Here is a 15,873-nt window from a genome sequence, read left to right on the forward strand (position 1 = left end):
GTCAGTTGTCGAGCAGTGAACGCAGCGACGCGATGGTGCGCAGGCGCCCGGATGGGTCGGGGCGCATCGGTATGGCGTTGACGACGGTGACGCCGCCCGCGGCGAGGATGTCAAGACGGTCACGGACCTGAGCGGTGTCCCCGATCAACGACGTGCCGAGCACGAGTTCGTCGGGCACGGCAAGTGCCGCTTCGGCATGTCGACCCGCGAGGAAGAGGTCTTGGATCCGGTCGGCGGCGTCACCGAAGCCGTACTGCCTGGCCAGGCGGTGGTAGAAGTTCTGCTTCCGCGATCCCATCCCGCCCACGTAGAGCGCGAGCTGGGGGCGCGCCGCCTCGATCCACGGGGCCGGGTCCTCGCCCGGTTCGAGAACGATCGCAGGCAGGCGCACGATGATTTCGAGCGGCGCCAATGAGCTGTCCCGACGGGCACTGCCTCGGGTGATCGATTCTCCCCACACGCTTTCGGCGCGCTCGGGGTAGTAGAAGATCGGCTCCCAGCCGTCGGCGAGCTCGACGGTCGCTTCGACGGTCTGGGGTCCCAGGGCGGCCACCGAGATCGCGACGGAATCGCGGACCGGCCGGTTGATCAGTTTCAGTGGACGTCCTTGGCCGGTTCCCCGACCCGATGCGAGTGGTACCTCGTACCACCGTCCCTGGTGGGTGACGGCCTCGCGTCGTACGACGGAGCGGCAGATGGCGATTGTCTCGCGGGTCTTTCCCAGCGCGCCTTCGAAGGGCAGCCCGTGGAAGCCTTCGATGACTTGCGGGCCGGACGCGCCGATCCCGAGTCGGAACCTGCCCTCGGAGACGAAGTCCAGGCCCGCGGCCGTCATCCCGAGCACCGTTGGGGTGCGGGTGTCCAAAGGGAGGATGCCCGTGGCGATCTCGACGCTCGTGGTTTTCGCCGCGAGGTACCCGAGCTGGCTCACGCAGTCGAACGAATAGGCCTCGCCGAGCGTGACCGACTGCAGGCCGGCCTTCTCCCACTCGACGACCTCGTCCGCGATCTCTGCCATCGACCGACCATGTCCCACGATGGTGCCTAGCCGCATCATCGAATCACCACCAAGTTAACGTTCATTCTGAATTCTTGTCACAAATATCCCGTGCCGTCAAGGGAGTTGTAAGGTTTTGGTGAGTCTCGCTTACGGTAAAATTTCGACACCTCGCCGTCGATAACAGTTTCTGCTTCGGGCGGGGGAGGACGAACCGGTGGCAGGGCGACGGCAGATAGTCCGGGAGAAGGTGATTCCGCTGCACATGAACCCGGGAGCCCGGTCGCGACCGACGGCAAGGATCAAATTGCTGATTCGCCGTTACAGGAAGAGCTTGCGGGCGCGCGCCGGCAGGATCCGCCGCGGACCGGTAGTCCCGGTCCGAACCGTCGGCCGGAGCCTGCCGGACACGTCAGACCGAGTTGCCGGCCTTCTCGAACTGGGCGTGGACGTTCGCCCCGCGCATCAGGTGAGCCCCCCCGTTGAGATCGAGGACCTCGCCGGTGAGCCAGCGCGCGCCCGCGAGGTACAGCACGGCCTCGGCGATCTCGTCGGTCGTGCCGGGGCGCCCGAGCGGGATGTTGTCCAGGTACTCCCGCTCCACTCCCGGCACGTCGAGCGCGGCCGACGTGAGAGGTGTGCGTACGAGGCCCGGGGCGATCGCGTTCACCCGGATGTCGCTCGCGCCCAATTCGAGCGCGGCGACACCCGTCAACATCGACAGGCCCGCCTTTGCCGAGCAGTAGGCGCTCATCCCGACGCCGGGTTGGCGTGCGTTGAGCGAGGTGAGCGAGATGACCGAGCCTCCCGGCGAGAGTGTGCGCCCGGCGTGCTTGATCACGACGAACGCGCCGGTGAGACAAACGTCCAGCACCCGGCGGAACTTCTCCACCGGCAGGTCGGTCACCAAGCCGAGAACGTTGACGCCGGCGCAGTTGACGACCAGGTCGAGACGGTCCGCCCGGTCCCGGGCGTCGGTCAGTGCGGCCGCAACCGATGCCTCGTCGGTCACGTCGACGCGAGCGGCGCGGGCATCGCCGCCGATCTCGTCGGCGAGACCTTCCGAACCTGCGAGATCGCGATCTGCGATGGTAATGGCGTACCCGTGTGCAGCAAGAGAGCGTGAGATCTCCGCACCGATGCCCGAAGCGCCACCGACGACGACCGCGCTCCTGGTCGGGCTCTCGGTCACGGCCACGACACGACCGCACTTCCGCGCATCGTTTCGGTGCCGTCCTCGAGACGAACAGTCAGTTCGACCCGGGCACGCTGCTCGCCGTCCTCGGTGAAGACCTCCACGACCCGGCCCGAGACCGTCGGGGACGCCAGAACCGGAGTGATCGCCGTGAAGCGACCGGAGATCTCCCGGACCCGCTCCTGCGGAACCCAGGCAGTGACCATCCTGCCCAGGTGCGCCATCGTCAGCATCCCGTGGCCGAAGACGTCGTCCAGACCTGCGGCGCGGGCGGCATCGACGTCGATGTGCATCGGATTGTGGTCACCCGACGCACCGGCGAACAGCGCGAGGGTCGTCCGGGTGATCTGCCCGACCTTCAGGTCGGGCAGTTCCTGGACCGCGGCGGTGTCGGTCATGCGGATGCTCCGTTCTTGATCACAGTGGTGCTCTCGAGTTGCGCCACGAGCTCGTCCCCACGGCGCACGTCGGTGCGCCGGACGACGAAGTCGAGTTTGCCCCCGGCCTTGCTGTAGACGTCCTGGTACGACGACGTGAAGGTCACTTCGTCACCGGCGTGAACCATTGCGTAGCAGCGGAACCGCTGCTCGCCGTGCAGGATCTGCGAGATCTGGACCCCGTAGCCTGCCAGCACGTCGAACACGTCGGACTGTTCGAGCTCGAGACCGAACAGGAATGTCAACGGGGCGACCAGATCGGGATGACCGGCGGCGCGGGCAGCGGCGACGTCGTGGTGGACGGGATCGTGTTCGCCGATCGCGTTCGCGAACTGACGGATCCGACCGCGCTCGATCGTGGCCTCGTACGGCGTTCCGACGATGTCCAGAAGGGTTGCGTCGACACTCATCAGGAGGCCACCTTTTCGTAGAGGGTCACCACACAGGCCCCACCGAGGCCGAGGTTGTGCTGGAGGGCGAGCTTGGCGCCGTCGACCTGACGGTCACCTGCCTGCCCGCGAAGCTGCCAGACCAGCTCGGCACACTGCGCAAGGCCGGTGGCACCCAGGGGGTGTCCTTTCGAGAGCAATCCGCCCGACGGGTTGGTCACGACCTGTCCGCCATAGGTGTTGTCGCCGGCAAGCACGAACTTCTCCGCGCTGCCCTCCGGGGTGAGACCCAGGCCCTCGTAGGTGATGACCTCGTTGGTAGCGAAGCAGTCGTGCAGTTCGACGACCGGGATGTCGGTCGGGTCGACGCCGGAGGCTTCGTATACCTCGCGCGCCGCCTTCGCGGTCATGTCGTAGCCGACGACCTTCATCATGTCCTGGTCGAAGGCGCCGGGGAGGTCCGTCACCAGGGACTGTGCTCGGACCCGGATCGATGCGTCCAGCCCGCGGGAGCGGGCGAATTCCTCGCTGCACACGATGGCGGCCGCGGCACCATTGGTCGGAGGGCAGCACATCAGCAGCGTGAGCGGACCCCAGATCGGTTTCGAGCCCATCACCTTGTCGAGATCGATCGGGTCGCGGAACACCGCGAGCGGGTTGCGCCCGGCATGGGAGCGGGCCTTGACGGAGACTCGGCCGAACAGCTCGGGGCCGACGTCGTAGCGGTTCATGTACTCGACCCCTGCGCCGCCGAAGGTCTTGGCCGCCATCGGACCGGGTAGGTCTCCACCGGGCTGGGCCAGCGCGATCCCCTCCCCGCGAGCGGTCGGGCTCACGCGATCGTCCCACACGTTGACCAGCGCGCCGGGCCGCATCTGTTCGAAACCGAGGGCGAGGACGCAGTCGGCGGCGCCGGAGGAAACGGCTTGCCGTGCCATCCACAACGCGGTGGATCCGGTCGAGCAATTGTTGTTGACGTTGACGATCGGGATGCCGGTCAGTCCGATCCCGTAGAGGGCTGCCTGACCGGCAGTCGAGTCGCCGTAGACATAGCCCACGTAGGCCTGCTGGACGTCGGCGAACGTCAAGCCCGCGTCGTCCAGGGCCTTCACGGCCGCAGCCGCCCCCATCACGTCGTAGCTCTCGCTCTGCCCGGGTTTGGCGAACGGCACCATGCCAACGCCGGTGATGCACACGTTCATCGATTCACCTCTCAACTGGGCGATCGGGAAACCGCCCTGACTATTTCAACATATTCGACGTTAACTGCTGTTGCAATCATTGCCTGAAAAATGGGGTTTGACCGAAGTCCAATATCGAAGTTAACATTCACTTATCGCAACTTCCAAGGAGGAGAACATGGTGGAGCGCAGACTTGAGGGCAAGGTGGCCCTGGTGTCGGGGTCGGGTCGCGGCATCGGTCGCGCCGTGGCCGAGCGGTTGGCCCGTGAGGGCGCGAAGGTCGTCGTCAACGACCTCGACGCCGAGCCGGCCAAGGAGGTCGTGGCCAGTATCGAGAGCGCAGGCGGGCAGGCAGCCGCATGCGTCGGCAGTGTCACCGAGCCCGACTTTGCCGAGCGCTTCGTCGCCACCGCAGTCGACCACTTCGGCGGTCTCGACATCGTGGTCAACAATGCGGGCTACACCTGGGACAGCGTCATCCAGAAGATGACCGACCAGCAGTGGAACGACATCATCGACGTGCACTTGACTGCGCCGTTCCGGATCCTGCGGGCTGCCCAGCCGATCATCTCCGCGCAGGTCAAGAAGGAGCGGGCCGCGGGCATCGAGGTACCAGTGCGCAAGGTCGTCAACACCTCCTCGATCTCCGGCCTCCAGGGCAACCCCGGCCAGGTCAACTACTCGTCGGCGAAGGCGGGTCTCCTCGGGATGACGCGCACCCTGGCCAAGGAGTGGGGCCGCTACAACGTGACCGTCAACGCGATCGCGTACGGCGTGATCTCGACGCGGCTTACGACGGTCACGACCGAGCAGCAGACCATCGACATCCAGGGCCGCGAGATCAAGGTCGGCGTCAACCCGGCAGTCCACGAGGCCTCCACCGCGCAGATCGCGCTCGGCCGGGCGGGAACCGTCGAGGAGGCCGCCGGAGCGGTCTACCTGCTCTGCGGCCCCGACTCCAACTACGTCACCGGCGAGACACTCGTGTGCGGCGGCGGCCTCTGATGGCAGCCCCGGTCGTGGCTGCGTGGGACGAGATCTCGTACACCGCCGAGGGGCAGGTCGCGGTCATCACCCTCGACGCTCCCGAGCGACGCAACGCACTGCGCAACCAGCTCCTGCGCGACCTGTGGGAGGCGCTGGACATCGCCGACCGGGATCCGGAGGTGCGTGCCGTCGTCCTCACCGGTGCCGGCGAGTCCTTCTGCGTGGGTGCCGAGCTCACCGGTCCCGACACGCTGATCCGCTGCCTCGAGGAGGACGTCCAGGGCCACACGCCGACGGGCTACCGGGAGCCCGGCGGTCGCGTCAGCGAGCGACTCTTCGACATGCGCACCCCGGTGATCGCCGCCGTGAACGGAGACGCGGTGGGCGGCGGTGCCTCGATCATGGCGGCCACCGACGTGCGGATCGCCTCCGACAAGGCGCGCTTCGGATTCGTCTTCACTCGCCGTGGGGTCGTCCCCGAATCCGGCTCCTCCTGGTTCCTGCCGCGCCTCGTCGGGTGGGGGCGGGCCGTCGACTGGGTGCTCTCGGGCCGACTGATCGACGCGCAGGAGGCGTACTCCGCCGGTCTGGTCACCCGCCTGGTCGCTCCAGAGGACGTGCTTTCGGAGGCCATGGCCTACGCCGAGATGATCGCATCGCAGACCTCGCCGACCTCGTGCGCCCATGCCAAGCGCCTGCTGGCTCAGAGCTGGCAGCACTCGCACCCCAGGACAGCATGCGAGGAGGAGTCGCGCACCTACGCAGGGCTGGTCGACTCGGCCGACGCACGCGAGGGAATCGCGTCCTTCCTCGAACGCCGCCCGGCGCGCTTCGGACCTCTCGACGAGCGGCCCGAGAACCGGTTCTGACCACGCTTCACCAACCGAACCACCACCACTGGAGAGTCATGCCGAAGGATGTCCTTGTGTACGACGCGTTCCGCACCCCGCGCGGACGCGGGCGCGGCGGCGCGCTGCACGGCGTCAAGCCCATCACGCTGGTCACCGGCCTGCTGGCCGCCCTGACAGAGCGCAACCCGTCCCTCGACCCCGATCGCATCGACGACTTGGTCCTCGGCTGCGTCAGCCCGTTGAGCGACCAGGGCGCCGATATCGCCCGGACGGCCGCGATCGCAGCCGGTCTCCCCGACACGGTCGCGGGAGTGCAGCTCAACCGGTTCTGTGCCTCCGGTCTCGAGGCCGTCAACACCGCTTCCCAGAAGATCGCGTCGGGTTGGGAGAACCTGGTCCTCGCCGGGGGCGTCGAGAGCATGTCGCGCGTACCGATGGCCTCGGACGGCGGTGCGTGGGCCAACGACCCGGAGACCAACCTGACCACGGGCTTCGTACCCCAGGGCATCGGGGCAGACCTGATTGCGACCATCGAGGGCTTCGACCGTGAGCGGGTCGACTCCTTCGCCGCCGACTCACAGAGCCGCGCTGCCAAGGCCTGGGCCAACGGCTGGTTCGACAAGTCCGTCGTCCCGGTCCGCGACCGCAACGGCATCGTCGTCCTCGACCGCGACGAGCACATTCGACCCGATACGACGGTCGAGTCCCTCTCGGGCCTCCGGCCGTCCTTTGAGGCGATGGGCAGGGCGGGCTTCGACGCCGTCGCGCTCGAAAAGTACCACTGGGTCGAGAAGATCGACCACGTCCACCACGGAGGAAACTCCTCCGGGATCGTGGACGGAGCGGCACTGGTGGTCCTCGGCAGCGAGGAGATCGGTAGCGACCTCGGGCTCGAGCCGCGTGCGCGGATCGTAGCCGGAGCCGTCAGCGGGTCCGACCCGACGATCATGCTGACCGGACCTGCGCCGGCGAGCCGCAAGGCCCTCGCTGTCGCCGGCCTCGGCGTCGAGGACATCGACCTGTTCGAGATCAACGAAGCCTTCTCGTCGGTGGCCCTGAGGTTCATGAAGGACCTCGACCTGCCACACGAGAAAGTCAACGTCAACGGTGGGGCGATCGCCATGGGCCACCCGCTGGGTGCCACCGGCGCGATGCTCATCGGCACCATGGTGGACGAGCTGGAACGACGCAACCTGCGTCGTGGTCTGGTCACGCTGTGCGTCGGCGGCGGCATGGGAATCGCGACAATCGTCGAGAGGATCTGAGACACAATGACCGACAACACCGATAACCACGTGAACACCATTCGCTGGGCGGACGATGATGGCGTCGTCGTCCTGACCCTCGACGACCCGACGCAGGCGGTCAACACCATGAACGCCAGCTACCTCGCCTCGATGGAGGCGGCGGTGGCCCGGCTGGAGATCCTCGTCGCCGAACAGGCCGTCCGCGGCGTAATCCTGACCTCGGGCAAGGCCACATTCTTCGCCGGCGGCGACCTGAATGACCTGGTGGCGGCTCGCCCCGAGGACGCCCAGCACCTGACCGAGTTCGTCACGTCGGCCAAGGCACAGCTGCGTCGCCTCGAGCGGCTGGGGATCCCGGTCGTGGCCGCCATCAACGGCAGCGCTCTCGGTGGTGGCTACGAGATCGCGCTCGCCTGCCACCATCGGGTTCTCCTGGACTCCGGCTCGGTGCGCGTCGGCCTGCCCGAGGTCACACTGGGGCTGCTGCCCGGCGGCGGAGGCGTGGTGCGCGCTGTTCGCCTGCTCGGTCTCGACAAGGCCCTGGACAAGCTCCTTCTCGCCGGTACCGCCTACCGGCCGGCGGCGGCGCTCGAGCTCGGGCTCGTCGACCGCGTCGTCGACGACGAAGCAGCACTTCTTCCCGCCGCCCTGGAGTGGGTTGCGGCCAACCCCGAGGCCAAGCAGCCCTGGGACAGCGGCACGGCGATCCCCGGCGGGACCGCGTACGACCCGGTGGTGGAGGCGTCGCTCGCCATCCGCACCGGGGCGCTGCGAGCGAAGTACCGCGGTGCGCCGATGCCGGCATCCGCGGCGATCCTCTCCGCCGCGGTCGAGTCCACGCAGGTCGACGTCGACTCCGCGCTCGCCGTCGAGACGAGGTACTTCGTCGACGTCGCGACCGGCCTGGTCTCCTCCAACATCGTGCAGGGAACGTTCTTCGACCTGCAGACCGTACGCTCCGGAGCGAGCCGTCCCGACGGATTTGCACCGCATCGTGCCCAGACGGTGGCCGTGCTCGGGGCCGGCCTCATGGGCGCAGGCATCGCGCTCAGCTCGGCGGCCAGTGGAATGAAGGTCCTCCTCAAGGACATCGACCTGACGGCAGCGCAGCGCGGTAAGTCGTACGCGGAGAAGGCACTCGCCAAGGACGTCGTCAAGGGGCGTCGCTCCCAGGAGGATGCCGACGCCGTCCTGGCCCGGATCCACCCTACCGCCGACGTCGCCGACCTCGCCGGGGCTGACCTCGTCATCGAAGCCGTGTTCGAGGACCCGACGCTCAAGGCCAAGGTCTTCGGCGAGATCCTCGACGTGGTAGCTCCGGACGCCTTGCTGACATCCAACACCTCGACGCTGCCCATCAGCGAGCTCGCGCAGGGAGTGAACCGGCCCGAGGACTTCATCGGTCTGCACTTCTTCTCACCCGTGGAGCGGATGGATCTTGTCGAGATCATCGTCGGAGCCGAGACCTCCGACGCCACGCTCGCCAAGGCCTTCGACGTCGTGCGTCAACTGGGGAAGACCCCGATCGTCGTCGGCGACGGACGCGGCTTCTTCACCAGCCGGGTCATTCTCAGCCGTCTGCTCGAGGCCGCTGCGATGCTTGGCGAAGGTGTCAGCCCCGCCTCGATCGAGCAGGCGTCGCTCCAAGCGGGCTACCCGACGGGCACCCTGGCGCTGCTCGACGACCTGACGCTCACGCTGCCGGCGAAGATCTACGAGCAGTTCCGGGCCGAAGGCGGCGCCGACTGGGTCGATCATCCCGGTGCAGCGATCCTCACCGAGATGATCGAGGACGCCGGTCGTCCCAGCCGCGCTGCAGGCGGCGGCTTCTACGAGTACGTCGACGGTCGGCGGACCCGGCTGTGGCCGGGATTGGCTGAGCGGTTCACACCGTCCGAGCCGGTCGCCGACCTGGGCGTGCTGGTGGACAGGCTGATGTTCTCCGAGGCTCTCGACACGGCGCGCTGCCTCGAGAGCGGTCTGCTGCGCTCGACTGCTGACGCCAACGTCGGGTCGATCCTCGGGATCGGGTTCCCGCGGTGGACCGGTGGTGCAGCGCAGTTCGTCGCCGGCTATCCCGGTGGGGTCTCGGCCTTCGTCGACCGTGCGCGTGAGCTGGCTGTCATCCACGGTTCGCGCTTCGATCCCCCGGCATCGCTGGTGACGTCCCCACAGGAGAAAGCTCATGCGTAGGACCATCTACACGGCTGAGCACGAGTCGTTCCGGGAAGCGTTCCGTGCCTTCCTGGATCGCGAGGCCGTCCCGAACGTGGAGAAGTGGGAGCAGGCGGGAACCCCCGACCGCGACTTCATCGTCAAGGCGGCGGAGAACGGCTACGTCGGGTTCGAATTCGACCCGCGGCACGGCGGTCTCGGGATCGACGACTTCCGGTACAACGCGGTCATGACCGAGGAGGTCGTCGCGTCCGGCATGGCGGGTGACACGTTCTCGATGCAGAACGATATCATCGTGCCGTACTTCCGCGACTTCGCCACGGACGAGCAGCGTGACCGGTGGCTGCCCGACTTCACGTCGGGCCGCGCCGTGACCGCGCTGGGGATGACCGAGCCGGGCGCCGGCTCGGACCTCGCCGGAATCACGACGTCAGGCCGCCTCGACGGCGACCACCTGGTCGTCAACGGTCAGAAGACCTTCATCACGAGCGGGGCCACGTGCGACCTCGCGATCGTGCTCGTCCGCACCGGCGAACGAGACGGGCGCGGTACTACTTTCGTCGTCGCCGAGCACGGGACACCGGGTTTCGAGCGGGGTCGCGCGATGCACAAGATCGGCCGCAAGGCCCAGGACACCGCCGAGCTCTTCTTCACCGACTGCCGTATCCCAGTGGCCAACATCGTCGGCGAACCGGGCCGCGGTCTGTCCACGGCGATCCGCAATCTCCCTCGCGAGCGCCTGTCGATCGCGGTCTCCGGGGTCGCGTCGGCCCGTCATGCGATCGATCTCGCCCTCCAACACACCCGCGACCGGGAGGCGTTCGGTGCGCGACTCGCCGACCTGCAGGCCGTGCGGATCGCGCTGGCCGAGATGCACACCGACACCCTCGTCCTCCAGTCGTACGTCGACCGGTGCGTCGAAGCGCTCAACCAGGGCGACCTCAGAGCGGATGAGGCAGCGGGCGCCAAATACCAGGCCACCGAGCTGCAGTGGACGGTGCTCGACCGAGTGCTGCAGCTGTTCGGCGGCTACGGCTACATGGAGGAATACCCCATCGCCCGGATGTGGCGCGATGCCCGGATCCAGCGCATCTACGGCGGCGCCAACGAGGTCATGAAGGACCTCGTCGGCCGCACCCTGGTCGGATCATGAGCACCCGGTCGGAAGGCCCGCTCCAGGGTCGCGTAGCGCTGGTGACCGGAGGCTCGCGTGGAGTCGGACGGGGGGTCGTCCTGCGCCTCGCGAGCGACGGTGCCGCCGTCGCGGTCAACTACCGGCGCGACGCCGACGCCGCCGCCGACGTCGTCCGCGAGATCCAGACGCGCGGAGGGACCGCGCGGGCCTACGGGGCTACGATCGGGGACGACGAAGCGGTGCGGCGTATGGTCTCGCAGATTCGTGCCGACCTCGGGAGCGTCTCGATCGTGGTCAGCAATGCAGGCTCGGCGAGTCGCGGCCGGACGGTGACCGATACGGGACTCGACGAATACCGGTCGTTGCTCGACGTACACGCGCTGGGACCGATCGCGCTGGTGCAGGAGCTGATGCCCGACCTGCGCTCTGCCGATCGAAGCGACGTCGTCATGATCTCGAGCGCCACCGTGACCTCGACGCCGGCCCGCTCGGCGCCCTACACGATGGCCAAGGCCGCAATGGAGACCTGCATGCTGACCATCGCACGCGAGGAGCGGGCGAATGGCGTCCGGGCCAACATCGTCGCTCCTGGCCTGGTGGAAACCGAGATGGGCCGGAGGCTGGTGAGCGCGGCAACCGCTGGTGGCTCGATGACCGATCTCCATGAAGCCTCACCCTTCGGACGCGTCTGCACGCCCGACGACGTGGCCGGTGTGGTCGCGTTCCTGGTGTCCCAGGACGCGTCGTACCTAACGGGTCAGCGGGTCGTCGTCGACGGCGGCGGGCCGGATGTCAGCATCTTCTAGTCAGACTCGAATGAGCGGAGAACACGATGGATTTCGTCAGCAACGCCAGCGCCCTGAGAGCGATCGTCCACACCATCGAGAGTGACGTCATCCCGGCCGTCACGGACGGCCACGCAGCCGGCCAGCTCTGGGCGGCGACCGGACTGCTGGCCAACATCGCCGCCGAGCTCGACCGGTTGCCGATCGAGGCCGACCGGTCGGGTGTGGTCGGCGACGACGTCGATGCCGCGCTCGGGCTCGTCCCGGGGGAGGAGCTCGACTGGTCCGGTGCTGCAGAGTCGCTGAGCACTGCGCTCGAGGAGGTCATCGCCAAGCATCGGTCCCTGCACTACCGGCGGGCAGTCGCCGGCTTCGCGCCGAGCGACTGAGCGGGAGGCACACGGACAGCGGCCCGAGATACTCGAGCCGCTGTCTTGCTTGCTCGGACACGGAACCGCCCGGATCGGACGAACCTCACTGCCTTGTGAGGACGACCTTGCCGAACAGCTCACCGTTGTACATCGCCTGGAACCCTGCGCGCGCCTCGGTCATCGGGAGCACTCGGTCGACGAGCGGTCGGACGCCGGTCGCGTCGAGGAACGAGACCAGTGACGAGAGATCGTCGCGGTTGCCCATCGTGGAGCCGATGACGCTCAACTGGAGGAAGAAGATCTTGTTCAGCTCGGCGTCGGTGAGGTCTGCCCCCGATGTGGTGCCCGACGTCACCAGGACGCCGCCGGGACGGAGCGAGCGTACGGAATGGGACCAGGTGGCCTTCCCGACCGTCTCCATGACGGCATCCACCCTGCTTGGCAGCCGCGTGCCCGTCTCGTAGACCTCGTGGGCACCGATCTCCAGGGCTCGCCGACGTTTCGCTGCGTCGCGACTCGTGGCGAGCACGCGCAGACCACCAGCACGCGCAAGAATGATCAGGGCGGTGGCGACCCCACCGCCGGCGCCCTGCACGAGCACCGTGTCGCCGGGGTGCAGGCCGCCTCGGACGAAAAGCATCCGGTAGGCGGTCAGATACGCCGTGGGGAGACAGGCCGCCTCCTCGAACGACAGCGATGCGGGCTTGGGGACGAGGTTGCGCCGCGGGACGACGACCTGATCCGCGAATGTGCCCTGATGGAACTCGGAGAGCAGCGTGCGGCCCGGATCCATCGTCTCGTCACCCACCCAGTCCGGATCGCTGATGACGGCGTGGACGATCACGTCGTTGCCGTCCTCGTCGGTCCCCGCGGCGTCGCAGCCGAGGATCATCGGGACCCGGGAGGCGTGGAGGGCGGCGCCGCGCAGTGCCCAGAGGTCGTGGTGGTTGAGCCCGGCCGCCCGGACCGTGACGGTGCTCCACCCGACTGGCGCAACCGGCGCGGGCCGTTCTCCGATCTGGAGCGCGGAGACCGGGTCGTCGGCTGAGAATCGGTCGGCGTATACGGCGAACATGCTCCGTCGACCCGTCAGCTCATGAGAGGGGCCGAGGCGAGCAGGTCTTCGTGGGCCGTGACCTTGCGGAGCAGGGTGTGCGCAATCCGCCGGTTCATGTAGCCGTAGAGCATCGGGCGCAGGTCGTGGTAGCTGCCCTCGGCAACCAATCCGGTCGCCCGGCCGTTCATCGCGAGGAGGGACCACCCGGTCGCGACCTCCCACCAGAGCAGACGCAGCGGATCGACGGGCCGCCCGGTGCGCTCGGCGTAGCCATCGATGAATTCACGCCGGGTGGCGAGGCCGAAGACCTTGTCGTCGTCGGCGAAGGAGCCCATGAGTAACCAGGCGAGGTCGTACATCGGATCACCGAGCCCGGCCTCTTCCCAGTCCATCATGGCCGCGACAGAGCCGGGCTGGTCGTTCCACAGAACATTCGCGAGGCGGAAGTCGCCGTGGACGACGACCTCCTGCCCAGCGGCGTCGGGGCACCGCGCCCGCAGCCAACGGCTGAGGAAGGCGTGGTAGGCGGGCACGGCGATGTCGGTCCGCTCCAGGACGGCGTCCCACCGGTCCAGCACTCCCAGCGGGGTCTTCGCCGGGATGTGGCCCAGGATGTCGTGCAGGGTCCCGCGGACAGTCATCGCGTCGACGGGCGCCTCGTGTACGGAGACGAGGAGGTCGAGGAATGCGCCGGCGACCGTGCGGGCCTCTTCCGGGTCAGATAGGTCGGCTTCGGCGGTCATTGTCGCGGAGATGAAGTCGGTCGCGTAGAAGGCACGGCCAACGTGCTCGCGGTCGGCCTCGACGAGGACGACTCGCGGCACAGGGACTCCGAGCTCGGCCATCGCTTCGAGGAGTGTCGCCTCCACGACGGGCTCGTAGGGCTCGAGGGGTCCGACCTCCGGAGGAACCCTGACGACGACGGTGCGGTCGGCGTCGCGCTCCCCGGTGCGGTACACGACCGTCATCTGGGACAACCCGCCACTCAGGAGTGAGCGATGGACCGCGCCGGCGGCGTCACCGGTCAGGAATGCGGCCATGTAAGTGTCCAGCTCGGCCAGGTCGAACTGCCGCTGAGGTGCGGATGAGCTCATCGGCGAGATCTCCTTCTCGTGGGGCGAGGACAGCTGATGTCCCGGCCGGGGGTGACACGGACGTTCTGTCGTTCAATCTTGGCGCACACAGACCCCGCCGACGAACAACACTGAATTCGAGATTAACTCCGGTCGTGAAAGTGGTCAAGTTTTCTGCGGTCGATTCGATCGAAACAGGGTACTGACAAAGACGACCATCAGATTTACTATTCACTTTTGGCGACTGGCGTGTCGCTGACCGCCGCCTGGGGGTGCCCAGGGCCGTGATCGCGCCGCCGGACGTGCCGGTTGACCGCGGGGACTGTCGTACCGCCAGGGCGAACGCACCTCGCCTGCCGCGATCGAGGCGTAGAAGTTAGTCTAGATTCTGTTATGTTCGTCTCATTGGACAAGTGATCCGATGGTCGGAGAAAGAGGTCGACGATGTACGCGGCTGAGATTGCACGCACCCACCCCGACCGGGTGGCCCTGGTCATGAGCGGAAGCCGGGAGACCCGGACGTTCCGCGAGTTCGAGGACGCAGCAAACAGATTCGCTCACTTCCTTCGCGCGCAGGGCATGCGAGTGGGTGACCGGGTGGCCTTCGTGATGAAGAACTCCCTGGAGATGGTGGAGGTCCAAGGCGGCGCCGAGCGCACCGGTCTCTACTACACCCTGGTGAATTCGCACCTGACCGCCGACGAGGCCGCATGGATCATCGACAACTCCGGAGCACGCGTCGTGGTCGTCTCCGGGGACCTTGCGCACATAGTGGCGAGGCTTCCCGACCTCTGCCCGCAGGTCGAGAGTTGGGTCATGGTCGGTAACGATGCGCCGCACCCCTACCTCCCGTACGGGGAGACGATGGCCGCCCAGCCCACGACATACGTCAAGGACGAGAAGCTCGGGATGCCGCTCAACTACAGCTCCGGCACGACCGGACGACCCAAGGGCATCCTGCGACCCATGCTCGACACCGCGCCCGACGCGGAACTGCCGATCATGAAGGTGGCGCCGAAGGTCTATCAGTTCCGTGAGGGAATGACCTTGCTCGTGCCGGCGCCGCTGTACCACTCCGGCCCGCACAACCAGGTGACGTGTGCCCTGCGGATCGGTGGCACGACCGTGATCATGGAGCGCTTCGACGCGGAGCAGATGCTGGCACTGATCGACGAACTGGGCGTCACGCACATCGCCGGAGTTCCGACGATGTTCTCCCGCGCGCTTCAGCTGCCCGAAGAGGTTCGATCCCACTACGACGTGTCGTCACTGGAGGCCGTCCTGCACGGCGCCGCGCCGTGCCCAGCGTCCCTGAAACGGAAGATGATCGACTGGCTCGGTCCGATCGTCTACGAGTTCTACGGGACAACCGAGTCCAACGGATCGGCGATGTGCGATTCTCACGAGTGGCTGGCCCACCCCGGCACGGTCGGCAAGCCAGCCTTCGGCGAGGTGCTCATCCTCGACCCGGAGCACCGACCGCTGGCCGCGGGCCAGATCGGTGAGATCTGGTTCAAGGGTGCGACCAACTTCCAGTACATGGGCGACGAGGAGAAGACCCGGGCCGTCATGATCGACGGTGGTCAGGTCAGCACGTGCGGCGACATCGGGTATGTCGACGAGGAGGGCTACCTCTACCTCACGGACCGTGTCGCCTTCACGATCATCTCCGGCGGCGTGAACATCTACCCGCAAGAGATCGAAGATGTCCTCGTCGACCATCCCGCCGTGGCCGACGTCGCAGTGATCGGAGTGCCCGACGAGGATCTCGGCGAGGCCGTCAAAGCCGTGGTCGAACTCGTCGCGGACCGCGAGCCGAGCCACGACCTCGCGACTGAGCTGATCGCGTTCTGTCGCAGCAGGCTCGCCACATTCAAGTGCCCGCGCTCGCTCGATTTCTCCGAGGAGCTGCCCCGGCTGGCCAGCGGGAAGATGCAGAAGGGCGTCCTCCGCGAGCGCTACATCGCGGCAGCGGCCACCTCGGCCTGATCC

At 67.4% G+C, this 15,873-nt stretch carries 15 protein-coding genes; 8 read left to right on the plus strand and 7 right to left on the minus strand.

Going from position 1 to position 15,873, the window contains the following annotated elements; all coding sequences use genetic code 11:
* Nucleotide 1: 1 nt before the first annotated feature.
* From I1A62_RS04275 to I1A62_RS04295, 5 genes are all read right to left on the minus strand, one after another.
* Nucleotides 2-1,054, minus strand: coding sequence for an LLM class F420-dependent oxidoreductase (locus tag I1A62_RS04275; RefSeq protein WP_219455083.1), 1,053 nt, complete (start codon nucleotides 1,052-1,054; stop codon nucleotides 2-4).
* A gap of 355 nt (nucleotides 1,055-1,409) precedes the next feature.
* Nucleotides 1,410-2,189: an SDR family NAD(P)-dependent oxidoreductase gene (locus I1A62_RS04280; RefSeq protein ID WP_219454345.1), complete on the minus strand. Its 780-nt coding sequence runs from the start codon at nucleotides 2,187-2,189 to the stop codon at nucleotides 1,410-1,412.
* Nucleotides 2,186-2,590 carry a MaoC/PaaZ C-terminal domain-containing protein gene (locus I1A62_RS04285; protein ID WP_219454347.1) on the minus strand — a complete coding sequence of 135 codons (405 nt, stop codon included), beginning with the start codon at nucleotides 2,588-2,590 and terminating at the stop codon, nucleotides 2,186-2,188. Before I1A62_RS04285 ends, I1A62_RS04280 begins: the two co-directional genes overlap by 4 nt.
* The gene (locus tag I1A62_RS04290) at nucleotides 2,587-3,039 is read right to left on the minus strand and encodes a MaoC family dehydratase N-terminal domain-containing protein (protein ID WP_219454349.1); all 453 of its coding nucleotides are present in this window, start codon (nucleotides 3,037-3,039) and stop codon (nucleotides 2,587-2,589) included. Before I1A62_RS04290 ends, I1A62_RS04285 begins: the two co-directional genes overlap by 4 nt.
* Complete coding sequence (locus tag I1A62_RS04295; protein WP_219454351.1) at nucleotides 3,039-4,220, minus strand: lipid-transfer protein; 1,182 nt, start codon at nucleotides 4,218-4,220, stop codon at nucleotides 3,039-3,041. Before I1A62_RS04295 ends, I1A62_RS04290 begins: the two co-directional genes overlap by 1 nt.
* Before the next feature lie 157 nt (nucleotides 4,221-4,377).
* On the opposite strand from I1A62_RS04295, the gene I1A62_RS04300 reads away from it, so the two are divergent.
* The 7 genes from I1A62_RS04300 to I1A62_RS04330 are packed head-to-tail and all read left to right on the plus strand — an operon-like array spanning nucleotide 4,378 to nucleotide 11,769.
* Nucleotides 4,378-5,205: an SDR family NAD(P)-dependent oxidoreductase gene (locus I1A62_RS04300; protein WP_219454353.1), complete on the plus strand. Its 828-nt coding sequence runs from the start codon at nucleotides 4,378-4,380 to the stop codon at nucleotides 5,203-5,205.
* On the plus strand, nucleotides 5,205-6,056 hold the full coding sequence (locus tag I1A62_RS04305; protein WP_219454355.1) for an enoyl-CoA hydratase-related protein: 852 nt from the start codon (nucleotides 5,205-5,207) through the stop codon (nucleotides 6,054-6,056). The genes I1A62_RS04300 and I1A62_RS04305 overlap by 1 nt, the downstream gene beginning before the upstream one ends.
* 38 nt (nucleotides 6,057-6,094) lie before the next feature.
* Nucleotides 6,095-7,303, plus strand: a complete 1,209-nt coding sequence (locus I1A62_RS04310) for an acetyl-CoA C-acetyltransferase (protein WP_219454357.1) — start codon at nucleotides 6,095-6,097, stop codon at nucleotides 7,301-7,303.
* A gap of 6 nt (nucleotides 7,304-7,309) precedes the next feature.
* On the plus strand, nucleotides 7,310-9,478 hold the full coding sequence (locus tag I1A62_RS04315) for a 3-hydroxyacyl-CoA dehydrogenase NAD-binding domain-containing protein (RefSeq protein ID WP_219454359.1): 2,169 nt from the start codon (nucleotides 7,310-7,312) through the stop codon (nucleotides 9,476-9,478).
* On the plus strand, nucleotides 9,471-10,613 hold the full coding sequence (locus I1A62_RS04320; RefSeq protein ID WP_219454361.1) for an acyl-CoA dehydrogenase family protein: 1,143 nt from the start codon (nucleotides 9,471-9,473) through the stop codon (nucleotides 10,611-10,613). The genes I1A62_RS04315 and I1A62_RS04320 overlap by 8 nt, the downstream gene beginning before the upstream one ends.
* Complete coding sequence (locus I1A62_RS04325) at nucleotides 10,610-11,401, plus strand: SDR family NAD(P)-dependent oxidoreductase (RefSeq protein ID WP_219454363.1); 792 nt, start codon at nucleotides 10,610-10,612, stop codon at nucleotides 11,399-11,401. Before I1A62_RS04320 ends, I1A62_RS04325 begins: the two co-directional genes overlap by 4 nt.
* Nucleotides 11,402-11,427: 26 nt before the next feature.
* Nucleotides 11,428-11,769: a hypothetical protein gene (locus I1A62_RS04330; RefSeq protein ID WP_219454365.1), complete on the plus strand. Its 342-nt coding sequence runs from the start codon at nucleotides 11,428-11,430 to the stop codon at nucleotides 11,767-11,769.
* Between the two features lie 85 nt (nucleotides 11,770-11,854).
* Here the strand turns inward: I1A62_RS04330 and I1A62_RS04335 are convergent, their stop codons facing one another.
* A complete protein-coding gene (locus I1A62_RS04335; RefSeq protein ID WP_219454367.1) occupies nucleotides 11,855-12,826 on the minus strand; it encodes a zinc-binding dehydrogenase in 972 nt (323 codons plus the stop codon).
* Between the two features lie 14 nt (nucleotides 12,827-12,840).
* The gene (locus I1A62_RS04340; RefSeq protein ID WP_219454369.1) at nucleotides 12,841-13,902 is read right to left on the minus strand and encodes a phosphotransferase family protein; all 1,062 of its coding nucleotides are present in this window, start codon (nucleotides 13,900-13,902) and stop codon (nucleotides 12,841-12,843) included.
* A 423-nt stretch (nucleotides 13,903-14,325) separates the two neighbouring features.
* Between I1A62_RS04340 and I1A62_RS04345 the strand changes: the two genes are divergently transcribed.
* On the plus strand, nucleotides 14,326-15,870 hold the full coding sequence (locus tag I1A62_RS04345) for an AMP-binding protein (protein ID WP_219454371.1): 1,545 nt from the start codon (nucleotides 14,326-14,328) through the stop codon (nucleotides 15,868-15,870).
* The last annotated feature ends 3 nt before the right edge of the window (nucleotides 15,871-15,873 follow it).

It is taken from the genome of Rhodococcus sp. USK10, from assembly GCF_019378875.1.
In the GTDB taxonomy this organism is placed as follows: Bacteria; Actinomycetota; Actinomycetes; order Mycobacteriales; family Mycobacteriaceae; genus Rhodococcus_F; species Rhodococcus_F pseudokoreensis.

Coding starts and splice junctions, on each gene's coding strand:
- I1A62_RS04275 (WP_219455083.1), bottom strand. CDS start 1,054: ATGCGGCTAGGCACCATCGTGGGACATGGTCGGTCGATGGCAGAGATC.
- I1A62_RS04285 (WP_219454347.1), bottom strand. CDS start 2,590: ATGACCGACACCGCCGCGGTCCAGGAACTGCCCGACCTGAAGGTCGGG.
- I1A62_RS04290 (WP_219454349.1), bottom strand. CDS start 3,039: ATGAGTGTCGACGCAACCCTTCTGGACATCGTCGGAACGCCGTACGAG.
- I1A62_RS04295 (WP_219454351.1), bottom strand. CDS start 4,220: ATGAACGTGTGCATCACCGGCGTTGGCATGGTGCCGTTCGCCAAACCC.
- I1A62_RS04300 (WP_219454353.1), top strand. CDS start 4,378: ATGGTGGAGCGCAGACTTGAGGGCAAGGTGGCCCTGGTGTCGGGGTCG.
- I1A62_RS04305 (WP_219454355.1), top strand. CDS start 5,205: ATGGCAGCCCCGGTCGTGGCTGCGTGGGACGAGATCTCGTACACCGCC.
- I1A62_RS04310 (WP_219454357.1), top strand. CDS start 6,095: ATGCCGAAGGATGTCCTTGTGTACGACGCGTTCCGCACCCCGCGCGGA.
- I1A62_RS04315 (WP_219454359.1), top strand. CDS start 7,310: ATGACCGACAACACCGATAACCACGTGAACACCATTCGCTGGGCGGAC.
- I1A62_RS04320 (WP_219454361.1), top strand. CDS start 9,471: ATGCGTAGGACCATCTACACGGCTGAGCACGAGTCGTTCCGGGAAGCG.
- I1A62_RS04325 (WP_219454363.1), top strand. CDS start 10,610: ATGAGCACCCGGTCGGAAGGCCCGCTCCAGGGTCGCGTAGCGCTGGTG.
- I1A62_RS04330 (WP_219454365.1), top strand. CDS start 11,428: ATGGATTTCGTCAGCAACGCCAGCGCCCTGAGAGCGATCGTCCACACC.
- I1A62_RS04335 (WP_219454367.1), bottom strand. CDS start 12,826: ATGTTCGCCGTATACGCCGACCGATTCTCAGCCGACGACCCGGTCTCC.
- I1A62_RS04340 (WP_219454369.1), bottom strand. CDS start 13,902: ATGAGCTCATCCGCACCTCAGCGGCAGTTCGACCTGGCCGAGCTGGAC.
- I1A62_RS04345 (WP_219454371.1), top strand. CDS start 14,326: ATGTACGCGGCTGAGATTGCACGCACCCACCCCGACCGGGTGGCCCTG.